17 protein-coding genes are annotated in these 18,566 nt (G+C 64.3%); 8 read left to right on the top strand and 9 right to left on the bottom strand.

Going from position 1 to position 18,566, the window contains the following annotated elements; translation table 11 throughout:
• Positions 1 to 52: 52 nt before the first annotated feature.
• The 3 genes from ASE22_RS05345 (at position 53) to ASE22_RS05355 (ending at position 5,402) form a co-directional block, all read left to right on the top strand.
• Positions 53 to 1,195, top strand: a complete 1,143-nt coding sequence (locus ASE22_RS05345; RefSeq protein WP_056355860.1) for an exonuclease SbcCD subunit D — start codon at positions 53 to 55, stop codon at positions 1,193 to 1,195.
• Positions 1,192 to 4,266, top strand: coding sequence for an AAA family ATPase (locus ASE22_RS05350; RefSeq protein WP_056355862.1), 3,075 nt, complete (start codon positions 1,192 to 1,194; stop codon positions 4,264 to 4,266). The genes ASE22_RS05345 and ASE22_RS05350 overlap by 4 nt, the downstream gene beginning before the upstream one ends.
• Positions 4,267 to 4,496: 230 nt before the next feature.
• Positions 4,497 to 5,402: a DUF2971 domain-containing protein gene (locus ASE22_RS05355; protein ID WP_056355864.1), complete on the top strand. Its 906-nt coding sequence runs from the start codon at positions 4,497 to 4,499 to the stop codon at positions 5,400 to 5,402.
• Between the two features lie 28 nt (positions 5,403 to 5,430).
• On the opposite strand, the gene ASE22_RS26685 is transcribed toward ASE22_RS05355, so the two are convergent.
• Positions 5,431 to 5,574: a hypothetical protein gene (locus ASE22_RS26685; protein ID WP_156397321.1), complete on the bottom strand. Its 144-nt coding sequence runs from the start codon at positions 5,572 to 5,574 to the stop codon at positions 5,431 to 5,433.
• 168 nt (positions 5,575 to 5,742) lie between these two features.
• Between ASE22_RS26685 and ASE22_RS05360 the strand changes: the two genes are divergently transcribed.
• From ASE22_RS05360 to ASE22_RS05370, 3 genes are all read left to right on the top strand, one after another.
• Complete coding sequence (locus tag ASE22_RS05360; RefSeq protein WP_056355866.1) at positions 5,743 to 8,070, top strand: ATP-dependent nuclease; 2,328 nt, start codon at positions 5,743 to 5,745, stop codon at positions 8,068 to 8,070.
• Positions 8,067 to 9,935 carry a UvrD-helicase domain-containing protein gene (locus ASE22_RS05365; protein WP_056355869.1) on the top strand — a complete coding sequence of 623 codons (1,869 nt, stop codon included), beginning with the start codon at positions 8,067 to 8,069 and terminating at the stop codon, positions 9,933 to 9,935. Before ASE22_RS05360 ends, ASE22_RS05365 begins: the two co-directional genes overlap by 4 nt.
• 103 nt (positions 9,936 to 10,038) lie before the next feature.
• Positions 10,039 to 10,224, top strand: coding sequence for a hypothetical protein (locus ASE22_RS05370; RefSeq protein WP_056355871.1), 186 nt, complete (start codon positions 10,039 to 10,041; stop codon positions 10,222 to 10,224).
• Here the strand turns inward: ASE22_RS05370 and rlxS are convergent.
• From rlxS to ASE22_RS05400, 6 genes are all read right to left on the bottom strand, one after another.
• Positions 10,217 to 12,181 (bottom strand): relaxase/mobilization nuclease RlxS, encoded by a 1,965-nt coding sequence (rlxS, locus tag ASE22_RS05375; protein WP_056355873.1) that lies wholly within the window; start codon positions 12,179 to 12,181, stop codon positions 10,217 to 10,219. The genes ASE22_RS05370 and rlxS overlap by 8 nt on opposite strands.
• 252 nt (positions 12,182 to 12,433) lie before the next feature.
• The gene (locus tag ASE22_RS05380) at positions 12,434 to 12,793 is read right to left on the bottom strand and encodes a hypothetical protein (protein WP_235536489.1); all 360 of its coding nucleotides are present in this window, start codon (positions 12,791 to 12,793) and stop codon (positions 12,434 to 12,436) included.
• Positions 12,794 to 13,016: 223 nt separating this feature from the next.
• The gene (locus ASE22_RS05385) at positions 13,017 to 13,619 is read right to left on the bottom strand and encodes a lytic transglycosylase domain-containing protein (RefSeq protein WP_056355875.1); all 603 of its coding nucleotides are present in this window, start codon (positions 13,617 to 13,619) and stop codon (positions 13,017 to 13,019) included.
• On the bottom strand, positions 13,607 to 14,188 hold the full coding sequence (locus ASE22_RS05390; protein WP_056355877.1) for a S26 family signal peptidase: 582 nt from the start codon (positions 14,186 to 14,188) through the stop codon (positions 13,607 to 13,609). The genes ASE22_RS05385 and ASE22_RS05390 overlap by 13 nt, the downstream gene beginning before the upstream one ends.
• Positions 14,181 to 14,414 (bottom strand): helix-turn-helix domain-containing protein, encoded by a 234-nt coding sequence (locus ASE22_RS05395; protein ID WP_056356361.1) that lies wholly within the window; start codon positions 14,412 to 14,414, stop codon positions 14,181 to 14,183. Before ASE22_RS05395 ends, ASE22_RS05390 begins: the two co-directional genes overlap by 8 nt.
• A 336-nt stretch (positions 14,415 to 14,750) precedes the next feature.
• Positions 14,751 to 15,071: a DUF736 domain-containing protein gene (locus tag ASE22_RS05400; protein WP_056355879.1), complete on the bottom strand. Its 321-nt coding sequence runs from the start codon at positions 15,069 to 15,071 to the stop codon at positions 14,751 to 14,753.
• Between the two features lie 372 nt (positions 15,072 to 15,443).
• On the opposite strand from ASE22_RS05400, the gene ASE22_RS05405 reads away from it, so the two are divergent.
• Together ASE22_RS05405 and ASE22_RS05410 are read left to right on the top strand one after the other, a co-directional pair.
• Positions 15,444 to 15,662 (top strand): hypothetical protein, encoded by a 219-nt coding sequence (locus ASE22_RS05405; RefSeq protein WP_056355880.1) that lies wholly within the window; start codon positions 15,444 to 15,446, stop codon positions 15,660 to 15,662.
• Positions 15,663 to 15,694: 32 nt separating this feature from the next.
• Positions 15,695 to 16,096 carry a thermonuclease family protein gene (locus tag ASE22_RS05410; RefSeq protein WP_235537473.1) on the top strand — a complete coding sequence of 134 codons (402 nt, stop codon included), beginning with the start codon at positions 15,695 to 15,697 and terminating at the stop codon, positions 16,094 to 16,096.
• Positions 16,097 to 16,102: 6 nt separating this feature from the next.
• On the opposite strand, the gene ASE22_RS05415 is transcribed toward ASE22_RS05410, so the two are convergent.
• Together ASE22_RS05415 and ASE22_RS05420 are read right to left on the bottom strand one after the other, a co-directional pair.
• Positions 16,103 to 16,576 (bottom strand): MucR family transcriptional regulator, encoded by a 474-nt coding sequence (locus ASE22_RS05415; protein ID WP_082545661.1) that lies wholly within the window; start codon positions 16,574 to 16,576, stop codon positions 16,103 to 16,105.
• A gap of 158 nt (positions 16,577 to 16,734) precedes the next feature.
• Positions 16,735 to 18,540 (bottom strand): ParB/RepB/Spo0J family partition protein, encoded by a 1,806-nt coding sequence (locus ASE22_RS05420; RefSeq protein ID WP_056355884.1) that lies wholly within the window; start codon positions 18,538 to 18,540, stop codon positions 16,735 to 16,737.
• Positions 18,541 to 18,566: the final 26 nt, after the last annotated feature.

Raw genomic sequence — 18,566 nt, forward strand, 5'->3', positions numbered from 1 at the left:
GAGGCGAATCCATCTAGTTTCTACACGCATAGAAAATAGATGGAATCACGGTATGCGGATTTTGCACACGAGCGACTGGCATCTCGGCCGCCAGTTCTTCCAGCTATCCCTCGACGAGGATCATGATGCGATCCTCGCGCAGATCGATACGGCTATCCTCGAGCATTCCCCCGACGTGCTCATCATTGCCGGGGACATCTTTGATCGCGCCGGGCCGCCGCAGACGGCGCTCACGCGCCTTCGCGACTTTCTGCTTCAGGCGACGGCCAACCCCGGGCTCGCCATTGTCATTATCGCCGGCAATCACGATGCAGCCGCGCAGATCGGCATGCTTGGCGTCCTCGCACCAATCGAAAAGGCGCTGATCCGCGGACCGCTCGACGCCTACGACCTGCCGATGATGCTTGAAGACGAGCATGGGCCGGTCGCGATCTCCGCCCTTCCCTTTTCCTATGAATTCGCAGCTCGAGCCTGCTTCGACGAAGAAGACATCAACTGCCCTGCAGACGTCATCGCGGCGCAGGTCAATGCGGCCCGCAACGGGGTCCCGGCCGGTGCTCGCTGGATCGTGGTGGCCCACAGCTTCGTCGAGGGCGCCGCCTCGACGGACAGCGAGCGGTCGCTGTCACGCACCGTCGGCGGGATCGAGACGATCAGCGCGGAGATCTTCGATGGCGCCCACTATGTCGCGCTTGGCCATCTCCATCGGGCGCAATCGGTGGGGGCGCCGCATATTCGCTATTCCGGCTCGCCGCTGGCCTTTGGCTTCGACGAAGAAGGTCGGGAGAAATCGCTGACGCTGATCGACATGGCAGCCGATGGCTCCATCGAGACAACAGCCATACCATTGAAGCCTCGCCGGCAGGCCCGGACGATCCGGGGGACGCTTGAGGAATTGGTTGCAGCGCCTGTTGGCTCGGACGATTTCATCCGCGTGGTCCTCACCGACGAAACCCCCCAGATTGATCCGATGAAGCGCATCCGTGTGCTATACCCCAATGCTGTCCAGCTCACTTATGAACGCGCTGAACGGACGCTGGAAGAGAAACTCGGTGAGGGGCGCGCCGCGATCGACGATCCTGAGACCCTCGTCTCCGACTTCATAGAATTCGTTCGCGGGGAGGCACCCGGCGAGGTCGATACTCAGCTGGTGAACACGCTGATCCACGAAGCGCGTCAGGAGATCGAGGCGTGAAACCGCTCAAGCTCTTCATAACCGCTTTCGGGCCTTACGCCGCGACCGAGGTTGTAGACTTCCGACAGGCCGTGGACGCGGGCCTGTTCGGGATCTACGGGCCGACGGGATCGGGCAAATCCTCGATCTTCAGTGCGATGGCGTTCGCGCTCTTCGGCGAAGGCGCGAAGCACGAGCAACCGACGACCAGCATGCGGTCAGGCCATGCCGCCGCGCAGACCCTCACAGAGGTGGCTTTCCTTTTCGAGCTCGGCGGCAAGCGTTACTTCGTGCGCCGGCAGCCCGAGCAGAAGCGGCCGAGAGTGCGCGGCGATGGCGAGACCGACCATGTTCATACCGCCTATCTGTTTGATGTGACCGATATCGAGGTCGACGACGTCTCGGTCGACAATTGCGGAACGGTGTTGGCCGAGAAGCGGGTCGGCGTGGTCAACGAACGCATTCGCGAATTGCTCGGCTACGACGTCGAGCAATTTCGCCAGATCGTCCTTCTGCCCCAGGGGCAGTTCGAGCGCTTCCTCGCGTCGGACAGCAAGGCGCGCCTAGAGATCTTGCGCGGCCTGTTCGACGTTTCGCTCTACGAGCGGATGACCGAGCGCCTGAAGGAGCGTGCCACCGAAGCCCGCACGACTTACCAGCAAGGCATGTCGCTGCACGTTCAGCAACTGACCAACGCCGGGTTTGCCAGCACCGATGATCTGACCAGCGCGATCGATGCAGCGGAAGGACGGTGCGCCGAACTCGATGCCGCCGCCGCGACGGCCGACGCGACCCGTGCCGCCGCCGCCACCACGCTTGGCAATGGCGAGGCCCTGCAGAAGTGTTTCGATGAAGCCAGTGCTGCGACGACAGCGCTCACAGCCCTGCAAGGACGCCAGACCTATATGGACGCCCTTCGGGAACGCCATACGGCCGCCGGATGCGCGGTGCAGCTGGTCGATCGTGATGACGCCGTCACGCGCGCGGTCACAGCCTTGGCTGCGGCCAAGGACGCGGAGACGATCGCTGTGCAGCGCGTGACCGAAACCGTGGCGGCAGAGGTGACAGCACAGCGGACGCTAGAAGATCTGAAAGCCAAGGTCGGTGAGATCGACGCCTTGAAGCAGCAGCTTTCCGATCTCGATCGCTATGCCGCGGTCCTCACCGATGCCGCCGATCTGAAGGTACAGGCCGAGAATGCCGAGGGCATGCGCGCAAGCGCGCGGACCGCAGCCGCGACGGCCCAGCAACTGGCCGAACGTGCAACGCAAGCGCTCGTGACCCACCGCGCGACTGTCGATCGAGCGCATGCCAACGAGAATGAACGGCTGCGCCTCACCGGAGAACGCGACCGGGTTCAGCGGCAAGCGCGCCACGCGCGCGAGGTGGAGCGGGCTCGGACGGCCTTGGAGACCGCCGAAGGTCTTCTAACGAAAGCGCAGACCAAGGTGGCGGACGCACGGTTGCACCGTAGCGGACTAGAGGACGCCGTCCGTGATCGACAGGCGGAATTCATCGCCGGGCAGGCGAGGTTGCTCGCTGAAAGCCTTGAGAGCGGCAGTCCCTGCCCCGTCTGTGGCAGTGCAGAGCATCCCCAGCCTGCCCATGGTGGCGAGCCCGCCGCCGGATTGGAGGCCGCATGGCGTCAGGCGCAGGTCGCGTTCGACAGCGCCGCAGTAGACGCTCAGACGGCGGAATCGGCGCTCAGCGCTACGCGCAGCGTTCGGGACGAACGAAAGACTGCCGTGGAGGCGCTCGACGCGCCCGAAGGTAGTGCGGCGGATCTCGAGGGCGAGGCGCTGCGGTTGGGCAAGGCGATTGAGGCTCTGGGCGCTGTCGTTGATGTTGCGTCCCTCGTCGGACAGACCGGCACTTTTGAGGGCAACGTCACCACCGCAGACATCGAAAGCACGACAAAGGCGGTTGCTGAGCAATCGGCGGGGACAGCGGCCGCGCTGACTCGGCAGTCCTATAATGACCACATCGCCGCAGTTCCTGACTGGCTTCGCGACGCCGCCGCGATCACGATTCGGCGACGCACCGTCAGCACGCAGATCGACCAGCGTCAGCAGGAAATCGAGACAGCGCAGGACGCCCGCACGCAGAGCAGCGCTGATCGCGCCGGCGCCGAAAGCGAGCGAACGGGTGCGGCTAAGCGTATCACCGAATGCGACCAGGACCTTGCGAATGCGCGTACCGCTTATGCGACGCGGCGAGACGAGCTCGGCCTGACCGATGAACAGTATCGGGTAGCGAAAGCCGATATTGCGAACATGGCGACCATGCTCGAACAACTCGACACGTTCCGCGAAAACCTGACGCGTGCGCAGAGTCGGGTCGAAGACACGAGCGCGGCGATCGTGGACCGTGAACGGCCGAATCTTGAGCTTCTCCGCGCCGCGCGGGACGCTGCGCAGGCGGCCGCAGCGACCGCTACCCGCGCTACCGCCGACGCGCGCGCGGGTTGCAACCAGCTGACCCAGTTGCTCGAAAGCTTGCGTGAGCAGATGGATCGTCTGGCGCTGTTGAACGAACAATCCGGCCCTTTGCGTGCGCTTGCTGACGTGTTCGAAGGCCGCAATGCGATGAATATAACTCTGGAGACATACGCCGTTGGCGCGATGTTCGATCAGGTGCTCGAAGCCGCCAACCTTCGCTTCGATCCGATGAGCCAAGGTCGGTATCGCTTGGAGCGCGACGTTCAAACGGTAGGCGGTCGCAGAAAGCGAGGGCTGGATATCCGCGTACATGACATCCAAACTGGGCGGGCGCGCGAGGTCACGACCCTGTCCGGTGGCGAGACCTTCATCGCCGCTTTGGCTCTCGCGCTTGGGCTGTCTGACATCGTCGAGATGACGCACGGTGCCATCCGTCTCGATACGATCTTCATCGACGAGGGCTTCGGCAGTCTCGACAGCGACAGCGACGGCGGGACATTGGATCAGGTGCTGCAGGTTCTGCAGGATATCGTAGGCCAGCGCAGAGCGGTCGGTCTGATCTCTCACGTTCCGCTCGTTCAGCAAGCCGTGCCAAACGGTTTCACGGTGATCAAAACACCTAGCGGTAGTAGAATCGAGCAACGGTTTCTCTAGCCGCAACTAGCGTTCGTCTGCCTAACCAAAGGCACTCGCGGCGGAGCAGGCGGCTCCTTTCAGGATCAGCATTTCAAGGTTGGAGCGACCAGGGCGCAATCTGCCGTCGCCCTGGATACGCGCCCTCCGCTTGTCATTACCTAAATTGAACGGGAAAACGATCCCGCCCGGGCAATCGCATCCACCATGGCCGCTATTCACGTCGGCGCTTCTGCTGATAGGTCTGGCGAATGACGCCGCCAGCGAAGCTTTATAAATATTGTCCCTTCAAGGTGTTTTCGCTGCGCGCGATCAGCGAGGCAGAAATCTTTCATGCCTCGCCCCAGCAGTTCAACGATCCTCTCGATTGCAATCCGACGCTCGACCTGGATGTCAGCACCGACGATGGGATCCGGCTGCTTCGCCAAATGCTAGAGCAGAGCGGGGAGACGCCCGACAGGATCGAGCAGGAGATCAGAAGCCTGCGCTACTCTGCGACTGAGGTCTGGGATGATGAGCCCGACACCCCGGGCGCCGAGGATGCCAGGCTGCGCTGGTCGCTCGGAAGGGATATTCTAAACCGCCTGCGCGCGGAGATGGCGACCTATGGCGTCCTTTCGCTCTCCGAAACCTATTCCTCGGTGCTAATGTGGAGCCACTATAGCGATCATCATCGAGGGCTTTGCCTGGAATATGACACGTCGCTGATGCCCGTGCAGACGCTTGGGGCAGTCGACTACAGGGCGCCGAGGGCGGTACGGGCGGATGACCTGTTGCGCTGGAAATTCGAAGGCAGCGCGGATGCCGAGAAGAGGGTGCGGCAGACCTACTTCTATGCAAAATCGAAAGAGTGGGCTTATGAGCGTGAGTGGCGCGATATCTCCCCCCGAGTCGGAGCAAACACGCTGAATTTTAAGCTTACCGCGATTCACTTCGGCTTACGCACCGACGTGACTGTGCAGCAGACGATTGCGAAGGTGCTCGCGCGCGACCGCGACATCGAACTCTTCGCGATGTGGGCGAGAGAGGATTCCTTTCAACTTGAGCGATTTTTGGTGGAAAGGGACTATTTCGAACAGAGCGGAATCCGCCAACCGCCCTTCATCGTCTTTGGTACCCGGTTTGTTGAGCCGCCATCTGACGCGGCCGATGGCTGAGCGTTTACGACACAGGGCCTTAATGAACCTAGATCGCGAGCGATTGCCAGAGATCACCCACCATTTCGCTTCGCTGCACCGGAGAGGCATCAGCCAGGAGATCGGCAATTGCGGCGTCCAGTAATTCCTGCCGCAGCGCTTCGGGGCGTTCCAGCAGTTCCTTTGCCGCCACGATGATCCGGTTTGCGATCTGGAGGGTCGTGCGAGCCTGTCACTCCCGCTCTTCGAACGGCGGATTGCTGCATTAAAGCCTCGTTTGGTTCGTAGATTCAGTTTAGTCCATCAGTCCTGATCGTCGGCGCGGGGGAGTGCTTGCCGTCGATCTATATGGGGAGGTGAGATGTACCTGAAGAAGGTGTCGATCCGAAATTTTCGGCGTCTAAGCAATGTCGTGATCGATCTAGCGCCCGATATTTCGATCTTCGTTGGTGCTAACAATAGTGGCAAGACATCCGTTGGCCACGCGCTTCAGTTGTTTACCGGCCGGGGCAAGTTCAGCGTCCACGACTTCAGCGCGGATCAATGGCCGCAGATTGTTGCGTTTGGCGAGGGAGAGGCGGAAGCCGAACTTCCGTCGATAGAGATCGACATCTGGCTGGAGATCGGAGCCGACGACATCCACCGCGTTGTCGACCTGCTGCCGAGCCTCGCCTGGGAAGGTGCTCTGGTCGGCATGCGCGTCGTCTTCGGACCGGTCGATCCCAATATGACGCGGGTCCGATATACCGAGGCACGCCAGCGCGCGCTTGAGGCCATGGCGCCGCAGGACGGTGAGGCGCTTGCCTTCGATCCTTCGCCGCGCAATCTACAAGAGTATCTGCGTGACAAGCTCAACGACGAGTACGAGCTTCGCCACTTCGTGCTCGACCCCAGACGGTTCGATCCTGCTATGGTCGCGGAGGTTGGCTATCAGCCTAAACAGCTGACCGGGCGGGACCGGACGGGCGCCAAGATACTCGAAAGTTTACTGCGCATTGATTTTCTACATGCCCAGCGGCATTTGTCGGACCTGCCGGGCAGCGCTCGTGCCGAGAACCTCTCACGGGTCCTCAGCCGCTTCTACGATCGCAATCTCGAGCAAAGGGGCGAGGATCTCGTCGCGCTTCGGGCGCTGGCGGAATCCGAAGCGCTGCTCAACGAGCATCTGGAACGCGTCTTCGCGCCGACGCTGCGCAGCCTTGCCCGGCTTGGCTATCCCGGCCTCGCCAATCCACGGCTCATGATCCGCTCTGCGCTCGACCCGGAGTCGATCATGAGCAGTCGCGACGGGACGCGCGTCCATTATGCGCTCGGCCCAGACGACGGCGCGACCGAGCCGCCGACACTGCCCGACAACTACAATGGCCTCGGCTTCAAGAACCTGATCTTCATGGTCGTTGAGTTGCTCGACATCCATGCGCAGTGGCTGGGCATCGAGGACAATCGCCCGCCGGTACATCTCATCTTCATCGAAGAGCCGGAAGCGCACCTGCACGCCCAACTCCAGCAGGCGTTCATCCGCAAGGTAATGGATATCCTCGCACTCGGCGAGGAGGACCAGGTCCATTATACCAGCCAGGTCGTGGTCACGACGCACTCGACCCACATCCTCTACGAGCGCGGCTTCCGTCCCATCCGTTATTTCCGGCGCAGCCGTTCAGAGGCAATATCGACGTCCGATGTCCTCAACCTATCGATATTCTACGACGACACCGATCCGAACATCCGGACCTTTCTGGAACGCTATCTGAGACTCACCCATTGCGATCTGTTCTTCGCCGACGCGACCGTGCTGGTGGAGGGCAATGTCGAGCGGCTGCTGCTACCGCAGATGATCACGAGTGCCGCGCCGCGGCTGCAATCGACCTATCTGACCGTGCTCGAGATCGGAGGTGCCTTTGGCTATCGGTTCAAATCCCTGATCGAGTTTCTGGGGCTAACGGCATTGGTCATCACGGATCTCGACAGCGTTTTCGCCGCGCCCGTGCTTGAAGCCGACGAGGAAGGCGAAGGCGGCGCTGATGGCGCGGATGGCGCGGTTGTGGCAGCCGCTCTGGACGAAGGCGGAGCGCTCCCCGCGGCTGAAGCGGAGGACGAGGATGACGACCAGGAGGACGATGCGGCTGAACCAGCGGCCGACGTCGCCGAGAAGCCCGGCAAGGCGTGCATTGCGGGCCATCCCGGCGCGGCGACGTCCAATCAGACCCTGCTGCAATGGCTGCCGCGGTGCGGCACCGTCGAAGCATTATGGGCCGCGACCGACGACGACTGCACCCAGCCAAGGGCCAATGACAATCAGGCGCTTGTCCGCGTCGCCTATCAGTGCCGCACCGATGTGACCTGGGGTGAGGACACCATGGCGCTTGCCGGGCGAACGCTCGAAGAGGCCTTTGCCTTGGAAAACCTCGCTTGGTGCCAGGACGTCGCGCGCAAATCCTTACAGCTGCGGATTCCTAAGGCGGGCGACAAAGATCTGACGGATCTCGCGCGGCGCATCCACCGACGGGTCCAGGCCAAGAGCTTCAAAAAGACCGACTTCGCGCTCGCGTTGCTGGCCGAGGATCCGGCGCAATGGGCGGTGCCGGCTTATATCGCCAATGGTTTGCGCTGGCTCGAGAATGAGCTCGCACCGCTCCCCGCGGGCGGACTCGGTCAGGGCGACGCAGTGAATCCCGAGATTGCCGCATGACCAGCCGCATCGGCAGCCCTGACACGCCGGCCGATCTCCAGGTGCGGGACTGCCTGGGTGAGGCGCGCTCGTTCGTCATGGTTGCGGGTGCGGGGTCGGGCAAAACGACGTCGCTGATTAAGGCGCTGGCGCATCTCGGCGAAACGCGCGGACCGGCGCTACGGCGCGCCGGGCAGCAGATTGCCTGCATCACCTTCACCGAAGTCGCGGTCGGCGAAATCTCGCACGATGTCGGCGTGTCGCCGCTATTTCACGTCTCGACGATACACAGCTTCCTGTGGTCGATCGTCCGTCCGTTCCAGACCGACATTGCGGCCTGGGTCGTCGCGCGGATCGACGAGAAAATCGGTGAGCGGCAGGAGCGGCACGCAAAGCCCGGCACGCGCGCCGCGACGAGGGTACGGCTCGAGCAGGAGATTGCCGATCTCGGGATCGAGCGCGAGGCCATCGGGCGCGTCGAGAAGTTCACCTATGAAACCGGCAGCCGCTATGCTGAGGGCATTCTCGGGCATGACGACATTTTGCGGCTAACGCCCGCCTGCGTCACCGTTCATCCACTGCTGCGGCGGATCGTCGCCCGCCGATTTCCCTATATCTTCGTCGACGAAAGCCAGGACACCCAACCCGCGGTCATCGAGGCGTTGCGGCAGATCGCCGGCGAGGAGCCGCTGTGCGTCGGCTTCTTCGGCGACCCAATGCAGAAGATCTATGGCGCCGGCGCCGGTGCGATCGCGCTGAACGCCGGCTGGGCCGACATCACCAAGCCAGAGAATTTCCGCTGTCCGACCTCGGTGCTTGGCGTGATCAATGCGATCCGCGCGCCGGGCGACGGGCTGGCGCAGATTCGCGGCCGCACGGTCGTGATCGACGATGTCGAACAGCCGGTCGAGGGCACCGCCAACATCTTCATCCTGCCTGCCGACAACCAGCGCTCCGAGCGTCTCGCTGCGGTTCGCTCATGGCTTGCCGAACAGACCGCGGACGATGCCTGGCTGAGCGACCTGCGCGACGGCGATGTGCGCCTGCTCGTGCTGGTGCACCGGATGGCGGCGCGGCGGCTGGGCTTTGCCGATCTCTACGCGGCCCTCAACGACGGCGCACCCCAGAGCATGAGCGAAGGGATTGCCGATGGGACCGCCTGGCCGCTGCGCCCATTCACCCAGCATCTGCTGCCGATGATCGGTGCGGCCCGGGCCGACGACCAGTTCGCGATCATGTCGATCCTGCGCGCCGAGAGCCCGCGCCTGCAGTCCGACCGGCTCCGCGGCCAGCCGGTCGCGCCGGTGCTCGCCGCGCTTCAGCAGGCGGTCAACACATTGAGCATTATGCTCGCCGAGGGATCGCTATCGACCGTCCGGCAGGTTTTGCAGCATGTCCGCAATGCCGAACTGCTTAGCCTCGACGATCGCTTCGGTGCGCACTTCGTGGCCGAGCCGGTCGATGACGGTTCGTCGGGCTATGCGAATGTCGCCGCGTTCCTCGACTGTGGCGTCGACGAGCTTTGGGCGCATCGCCGCTACATGCTCGAAGAGTCGCCCTTCGCCACGCATCATGGGGTGAAGGGTGCGCAGTTCGAGCGCGTGCTTGTGGTGCTCGACGACGAGGAAGCCGCCTACAACCTCTACTCTTACGGCAAATATCTGGGGTTCACTCCACTTTCCGACAACGACGAAGCGCGGATTGCGGGGGGCGAGGAGTCGGTGCTCGATCGCACCCGACGGCTCTTCTACGTTTGCTGTTCGCGCGCCGTGAAGGACCTTGCGGTAGTCCTGTTTGTACCCGACGTCGCTGCCGCGCGGGCGGCCGTGACCGCCGCGCACATCTTTCCCGAAGCCACAATCCGCGAACTGCATCAGTTGAATTAATCGTGACCGGCAATCCGCGCCCGGTAGGTTGGATACTCCGACATCCGCTTAGCGGTGTAAACGCCCGAAAGCTGCCAGTCCGCTAACCGTGAGCGCGGCAACCATGCTGCATCGCTTCAAGCTGTCGCACAATCAAAGCACGATCGTGGTGACGTTGACGACCGACGGGATCGGCGCGGTACCGCAGGATGACCTCAGCCTTGCCGAACTGATCGATGGCTATGCCCATGGCCGAGAAGGCAGCGCCCGAGCGTCCGACCGGTCGGACCAGGATAGGCGCCTCAACTGATCTGCGGCACGGAGCGCCCCCGGTTCAGACGCCAGCTAATCCCGTCGGCGCGCATGATCCCGCCGACCTGCTGGCCGATCCGCGCCTCAAGCATGGGGCGCCACGGCACCAGGGTGAAGTCATGGGCGCGCTCGATCAGCGCGAACCGCCCGCTGGTCAGCTCGACCAAGCGCGAGAGTTTGCCCTCAATCGACGCACCGTTCGCGATCTCGGCGAAGGGCTTGTTGAGTGCGCGGGCGAGGCCGTCCGCCGCCTGCAACATATCTCGGCGCTGTAGGGCATCGATTACCGGCTGGCCAACCGACCCGTCTTCGCCCGCCAGCCCCTGCTCGATCAGCCATTGGCGCCGCGCGGCGAGCGCGGTCCGTACCTCGCGCCCCAGACCGGCATCGCGGATAGACGGCGGCCTGCCCTCGGCGAGCTCCCGATCGAGCCAGGTCGCGGCATCAGCGCGTTGTAGTTGCTCGAGCGGCAGCGAAGACAGCGTTTCCACCGCAACCGGCTGATCCCGGTGCCGACGCGCCTCATAGGCGGCGGCACGATCGATATGATCGGTCGGGATCGTCCAGCTCTCATCGACCGCGCGATCGACGCCAACGCCGGCGCGGCGCATTGCCTCGAGCCGCCGCACATGTGTTTCGGCAAATGCCTGTGTGGCGGTCGGATCCTGTCGCAAATGGAGGTCGATTGAGTAGCGCCCGCCATTAGCGGCCGCCACCTCGGCAACCACGCGATCGGCATTCCGGAGCTCTAGCCTCCGCGCCGACACGCGCACGATCGCGCCGTCGGGAATCGGCCGCACGGCGTCGCTCCGGCCGATATCGACATAATGGGCATGGCCATCGACCCCGTCGACCAGCAGGTAATGGCGGTCGCGATGCTCGTCGGCGAGCCCGCGCGCAATGACCCGGCCGACGATCGGCTGGGGATCGCTATCGCCCGCGCCGTACAAGCTGCGACCGATCCACGGCCGGTCGAGTTTACGCGCGGTCAGCTCGCGCTGCATCGTGCGGATGATGTCGCCGCGTTCCCCGATCGATCGCAGCGCGGCCTCTAGACCGTCGGCGAGCCGCCAGCTACCGCCGCCGATATTGTCGGCGAGATCCATGGTGGCGAGCTTCTGCAAGCGCCCTGCTAGCAGCGACTGTTGGAACGGATCGCGATCGGCCGCCGCGACGAGACGATCGGCGTCCATGCTGCGCAGCAATTTCAGATCGATCGCGGTCAACCGCTCCGCATCGATATCATGCCGAAGCCGCGCTTCGATCTCCTGGGTCGTGCGTGGTCCCAGATCGAGCGTGACGAGTTCGGCCGCGCGAGCGCGGAACCCGTGCTTGAGATATTCGGGCGCGATGACGAGATTCTGCCCCTGATCGTCGACCCCGCGCAGCATGATGTGGGTATGGGGATGGCCGGTGTTGAAATGATCGACCGCGACCCAGTCGAGCTTCGTGCCGAGATCCTCCTCGACTTGCGTCATCAGCCGTCGGACGAATGGCTTAAGGTCAGGATACTCTGCACCGTCCTCTGCCGAGACGATGAACCGGAACTGGTGACGATCGCTGTCGCAGCGTTCGATGAAGGCCTTCCCTTCGGCCTGGTCCAGCTCGGCCGAATAGAGCGTGCCGGGGCTCCCTTCGCGGGTCACGCCGTCACGTTGAATGTAGCGCAGATGTGCCCGTGCCGCCGGCAGTCCCTTGGCGCCCAATCGGACCAGGCGCGTCTTGACCACTGCGCGCCGTCCGCGAAAGGCGGCCAACCTGTCCCGGCTGCCGAGGAGCCGCCCCATGCTGGCACCGCGCCCGATTCGGCTGCCGTCGAACGTACGATTGCGACCACCGGTCACAATGCCAGCGCGCGCCGCCGCAGCGATGATCCGACTGGCATATTTGCGCGCGCGCTTGCCGCCGCCGCTGCGCATCTTGCCGACGCGGGGCTCGAACGCGTCCTCGCTCACGCGCGAGACCCCAAAAGCGGAAGCAAAGTGCCGGTTTTCGGAAGTTTCCTTCCGAAAAAGCTCGCATTGTCTCGCGCGTCAGCGCCCCTATCTCGCGAAAAAAGGATGTGCAGACAAAGCGTTAAGCAAGGTCGCGAGACATTGCCTTTATCTTGCAATCCCTTTCCCCTTCCCCACACCCCCCAACGGCTCAAAATGAGAGCCGGGACGCGACGCCTGTCCGACGCCGCGCCCCGGTGAAAAAAGCTACTCTCAATGCGCATTGGCAAAGGCCCTTTGTGCATCGCCTTCCCGCCCGAATGACCGCCGCCCGAGCAATCCGTGCGGCATGCCGTCGCCATCGATGATGCTCACCGCGACGAACCAGCGGCCATCCAACCGCCCCAAGATCACCACACGATCGAGCTCAAATTCGTCGTCATCGAAGCTCTCATAGGTGCCCAGCCAGCGCTCCTGAACCCTCGCATCCCAGCAGAAATCGCTCTCCTCGGCCTCGAGAAACCGATGCGCCAGAGCCTCCGCGGCATCGCGTCCAAAGTCGATCTCGAGTCCCGCGATCAATGCCGCCATCACCCGATCCGATGCGTTCCCGATGGGTTGAAACATGGTCATGATAGTCTCCTTCGCTCTTATCCTCCTGATTGAGGACAGCGACCGGAAGACGGGTGGCGGAGTGGCTGTCAGGGCCGCCGGAGCGCCAGCGCAGGCGCCGCGAAGCGGACGTGGGGGGAACCGATTTACGCAGTAAATTGGGGGGCACCCGCGGGCCTTGATAGCCACTCCGCCGCCCGTCATGCTGGGAGGACCGAGACGAGCCCCCTCCCCTCCGCGCGCCTCACCGATCATCGGAGCGGACCACGAACAACCCCGCAAGAGGCGCCAACGCTGGCCTCATCCGGGTCTCCCGCGTGCCATCGCGGCGAACAATGAACAGCAATGGCGGAGCTGAATTGCCGTTGGCGACAGCGTTCGTACTGCCAGACAATTTCACAAGATAGGCAGCCGTCTCAGCCGGAAGGGCGCGCTTCCTCGCCAGAACAGCGGCATAGCGGGTCGGCCCGGCATTATAGGCGGCGAACAATCCGGGGTAGCCGAAGCGGTCGTGCATCAGCCGCAGATAGAATGTGCCGGCGAGAATATTGTCACGCGGATCGTCGGGATTGGACCCGAGCGCGATCCTCCGCCGCATCGCATCCCAGGTGCCCGGCATCAGCTGCATCAGCCCGATCGCGCCCGCGGACGAGCGGATCGGCCGGCCATCGACCACCGTCATTCCCGCGCTCTCCGCGCGCATAACCTGCTCGATCCAGACCAGCGGAACGCCGAACCGCGCCGATGCCTCGGCGATCAGCGGTCGCCAGCGCGCGACCTGATCGGCGCTGGCCGGCGCGCTTGCCGCCAGGCTGACCGCCGCGATCGCCAGCCTCAACGCGCCCATAACAGCTGCGCCTTGCCGATGATGTCCGATGCTTGGGTAACGCCGAAATAGCGCCCGTCGAACGCTTCGGGTTTGCCGAATGCGAACAGGAATAACATCCGACCGCGCAGCCGCACGCAGCCGTTCCAAGCGGGCATCGGTCGCCCCTGCCCATCGACCAATTGCCGGTCGCCGACCTGCCGGCTGTTGATCAATATTTCCTGCCCGAAGGCGCAGACATCGTCGCCCGCAACCGCGCCGACCGCTTTCACCAGCGGAACATTCGCCGGCAGATAGCCGCGCTCGGCGGCAAGCCGCCGCGCGGCCGGCGGTGCATAAGCGGCGACGATATCGCCGGCCCCGATCTCGGATCGGGCATCGATCCAATAGAGCCCGATCGGAGCACTGGCACTCGCATTCCAGATCAGACGCGGCGCGGACGGCGCGACGATGGTGAGCCCGATCAGGGCCACGCCGCCTGCCATCAAAGTGGCTAATCGGCGCTTGTTCGGCGGGTCGCGTCGATCGATCCGCCGCTCGCCCCAGGCGAGCAACGGCGCTTCCGCCAGCGCGGCGCGGCGCTTAATCATGGCCGTTTCCGCGCACGGAATTGCCGACGCTCCAGGCATTGAGGTCGTCGATATGATATTGGACGAAGCGGCTATGGCGGCGGAACAGTGGTCCGGTTCCGTTCTTGCGCAGCCGCTTGAGCAGCCGGCTCGACATCATGAGATAGGCCGCCGCCTGGTCTGTATTCAGGAAGGGTGAGCCGCGTTTCGCGCGGTTCGCCCGCTGGATGTCGTCGTCGCTGTCCATGAGCATGCCTCGGTCTGAAGCGGCGGCTCGGGGCCATCCGCGTCCCCCGATCTGAGCCGCCCGGCACCCGCTGCAGAGTGTCGGAAACGAGAAACGCGTTTTCGACACCCCTGCCGGCGACAAGTATGCAAAGAGCCCCGCGCGCCGGAGCGCGCGGGGCTGGATAAGCGGCGTGGGTGAGACCGGGTGGCACGGGATTGTCGGTCCCGTGCGACGGAAAGCGGACAGTGCGGACGCCCCCGCCTGCACTGTCCCTCGCGAGCTATGGCAAATCCGGCGCACCGCTTAGAGGGTGATCGATGCCCGCGCCGGCTTGCCCGGCGCGGGCGGATCGGCTCAGTCAGCCGGGTTCCAGATGATCGCGTAGCTGTCGTCGTCATCCTGCCCGGCGGCACGGCCGAGATTGGCGTAGATGGGGCGTGGACCGAGCTCGGGCGCCGCCATCGAGAGGCGGATATATTCCTGCTGCGAGACCTCGCCGGTGCGGATCCAGCCGCCGCCGAGTTCGACCCCGCCGGCCAGAACCCGGTAGTCGGGCTGCTCGCCGCTCTTGCCGCGATTGGGCACCAGTTCGATCTCGGCGCGAACCGAAAGCGTTTTCAGGACACCCTTGAAGCCGCCATTTTCCTGGCGCTGGACATAACCGATTGCGGGCATTGTTCGTCTCCTCAAAATTGCGCCCGAACCGCTTCCGGGCGATGGCGGACCGTGAGGGAGGGCATTAGGAGGCGAGCGAACTCGAAAGGCCGCAGCGTAAGCGGAGGACCGGAGCCGAGGGCTGATTTGGAGCGAAGCGGCCGCGAGGAGGACCGCGTAAGCGGGCCGGGGAAATCAGTGCGAAGCGATGGTTTCGGAAGCCTCCGGCCCTCCCAGGTCATGCGCCAAGAGCTCGGTATGCGGTGCGTTAGCGCCGCCGAGACGACTGCCAAGACGCTCGGATACCGCCGCCGGGCAAAGCGACGAATGGAGACTGATCCGTCTTTGTCGCGCCCACATGCCTGCCTATATGCGGCTCCCAAGGGGAGCAGAATGACGACGATATTGGACAAGGTCCGAGCGCTGATCGAGCGGCTGTCGCCGGCATCGATCTGCGACAATTGCATCACCGACAAGCTCGACCTGAGCGTGCGCCAGCACGCCAACCACAAGACCCGCGAACTCGCGGGCGAGCATGGCTTTGAACGACATATCGATACCTGCGCCATCTGTGGATCGACCAAGACGGTGATCCGGCACAAGGACAAATGACGGGGCGCGCTCGATCCTTGCTGTGTGGACCGTTGCTACTCGCGATGATGCTGACGATGACGGTTCCGGGCGCGGCGGCGGGCCCGCGCCCGCCATACGAGACCGTCTCGGGCCGGGTCGCCTCGGTGACCGACGGCGATACCTTCCGGCTCGGGAGCGGCGAGCGGATCAGGATCGCCGACATCGATGCGCCTGAATCGCAGCGGGGTCAGGCGAAATGCTCGGCGGAACTCAGCCGGGGCCGCGCGGCGTCTAGCCGGGCGCGAGCGATGCTGGCGGGCCAAGCGGTGTCGTTCGTGCGGGTCGGCAAAAGCTACAAGCGGACGGTCGCGCGGGTGCGGATCGAAGGCCACGATCTCGGCGAGATGCTGGTCGAAGCCGGTGTCGCGCAGCCATGGCTGCGGGGCATGCCCAAGCCCGACTGGTGCCGCTGAGCGCCGTCAGGCGTCGTCGAGCTTGAGCTTGAGCGACTTGCGCGCCGGCTTGGCCGCCACCGCTGGCTTGGCGACGGTGTCGCCCTTCTTGCGGCCGAGGCCGATCTTGACCGCGAGCGCGCGGCGGGTCGCGGCATAATTCGGCGCGACCATCGGGTAGTCGGCGGGGAGCTTCCATTTGGCACGGTAATCGGCGGGCGTCATGCCGTGATCGGTGGTCAGATGGCGCTTGAGCATCTTCATCTTCTTGCCGTCTTCGAGGCAGACGATGTGATCGGGCTTGACCGAGGTGCGGACGGTCACCGCCGGTGACTGAACCGTCTCGACGGGTTCAGGTGCGGCGCCGAGCCCGGCAAGTGCTGCGTGAACCGTCCTGATCAGAGTGGCGACGTCGTTCGCCGAGACGCTGTTGTGCATCACATGGGTGGCGACGATCTCGGTGGTCAGGGTCAGCAGATCGGCCTGGGCGTCGTTCGACAATGAAGGTCTCCTCGTTGGCGAGGGCCTTGCAGACAATGGATGGTTGCACAAGCGAACAGCGAAAACGCCGCGCCGCGCCTCCCGCAGGGAGCGCGGCGCGGCGCGGAAATTCAGGCTCCGAAAGAACGGGCGGCGGTAAAGCCACCGCCCGTCTATGGTCAGGCCGCCAGCGCCTGCGGCTCGGTTGCCGCGACCGCACCCGGGGGTGCGTCGGGATCCGGCGCGGGCGGGATGGCGCGCGCCGCCTCGACCATCGCAGCGGCGCGCACCGTGCCGACGCCGCCGCGCTCGGTATAGGCCGAAGGCGGGAAGGCCATCCAGCGCGGCACCCAATGCTCGACCTTGGTCCTGCCTTCGGCACCGTCCAGATGATCGCGGACGATCTTCTTCAAGACCTTGGTCTTCTCGCCCACATTGGCCTTGGCGATGGTCTCGCCCGCGACCTCGGCGACGATCCTGTCGAGCACCTCCTTGTCGCGGATGAGGTCGAACAGCGCGTCGTCGGCCTGCCAATAGGCGGACATCGTAACGCCGATCGTCGCCCCCACCGCCTCCACGGCGGGACTGCCGCTCGCCAAAGTCTCGCCCATGGCGACCGCGACGATGCCGAGGATCTGTGCGTCGGTGAGGTCGAGCAGGGCGAGGAAGATCGCCGACAGTCCATCGCCGGTGGGGCCGTCGTCGTCCCGCACGATACGCCCATCGATCAGGGTCGGCTGATCGGGATCGAAGCCCAGCAGGTCGAGCATCCTCCGGCGCGCGGCGTCGAAATCGGCCTCGCCCGTGCTTGTCTCGACCGACTCGCGCACCGCCTCGTTGCGGCTGCTTTGCGGCTCGATAGAGACGCGCCACAGATGCGATCCGGCGATGGCGTGCGCGACCATCAAGCGGAGTGCCACCGCCGGATGGCCGATCAATGCCGCGCGCACGGCGGCGTGGCGGTGCAGGTCGATATACGTCTGCATCGTGCTGGTGACCTCGGGCCGCGCCACCTTGGTGCCCGTCCCAATCGCCTCGGCTCGCGCTGCCTTTTGCGCCTCTTTTCGGCTCAGATAGCCTTCGTGGAAGGTCACTTCGCCATTGGCGCACAGGTCGATGTAGACCCGCCCGCCCTTGCGCTTTGCGGTCTTCTCATATTCCCATTCATGGAAGTGCTCGGTGGTCGGCACGATCACGACATCGCTCCACCCGGCCTCCAGATAGGCGTCGCGGCGCGCGTCGATCACCGCCTGCTGCGCTGTCCAGAACGTGTCGGCGTCGGCGAAATAGCCGTCCTCGCCGAACAGGTCGGCGACGATCTGGCCGGGATAGCTGACGATATCGAACAGCGCCTGTTTGACCGCGATCGACTGCCCGCCGAACAGCCACGCCTTCAATTGATGGCCGATCGGCGCATAGGCTTGCGCGTCGTCGCGCAGTGAGAGCCAGGTCTTTTGCTGGGCCTTGCTCGCCATGGTGAGGTGGCGGACGGTGGCGCGGTCGATCTGCTCCTGCGCATAGAGGTCGCGGATGCGCGGCAGCAGATTGCCAAGTGCGAGGATACGGCGGACGGCAAGATCGGGCAGGCCGAAGGTCGTAGCGATATCCTCGACGCCCCGGCCCTCTTTAACCAACCGGGTGAAGCTCACCCAGCGGGTTACCTCGTCGGGGTCGAGCCGCGCCATATTCTCGATCATCGAGGCTTCGATGGCGGCGGCATCGTCGCCCGCCTCGAGGATCGCACAGGGCATCGGTTCGGACTGTCCGCTTTCCTGCGCGACCAGCGAGGCGGCGAAGAAACGGCGGCGACCGGCGAGGATTTCATAGCCATCGGGCGCGCAGTTGGGACGCACGATGATCGGCTGGAGGACGCCGCGCGCGCGGACGGTCGGCAGCAGATCGGACACGTCGGGCGGCTTCTTGCCACCGCGCATGTTGGCGGTGCTGATGACCAGCTTGTCCAAGGCGATGAATTCGAGTTTCATGACAATGCTCCTCGTGAGTGCCGGTT

Source organism: Sphingomonas sp. Root720 (assembly GCF_001428605.1).
Classification (GTDB): Bacteria; Pseudomonadota; Alphaproteobacteria; order Sphingomonadales; family Sphingomonadaceae; genus Rhizorhabdus.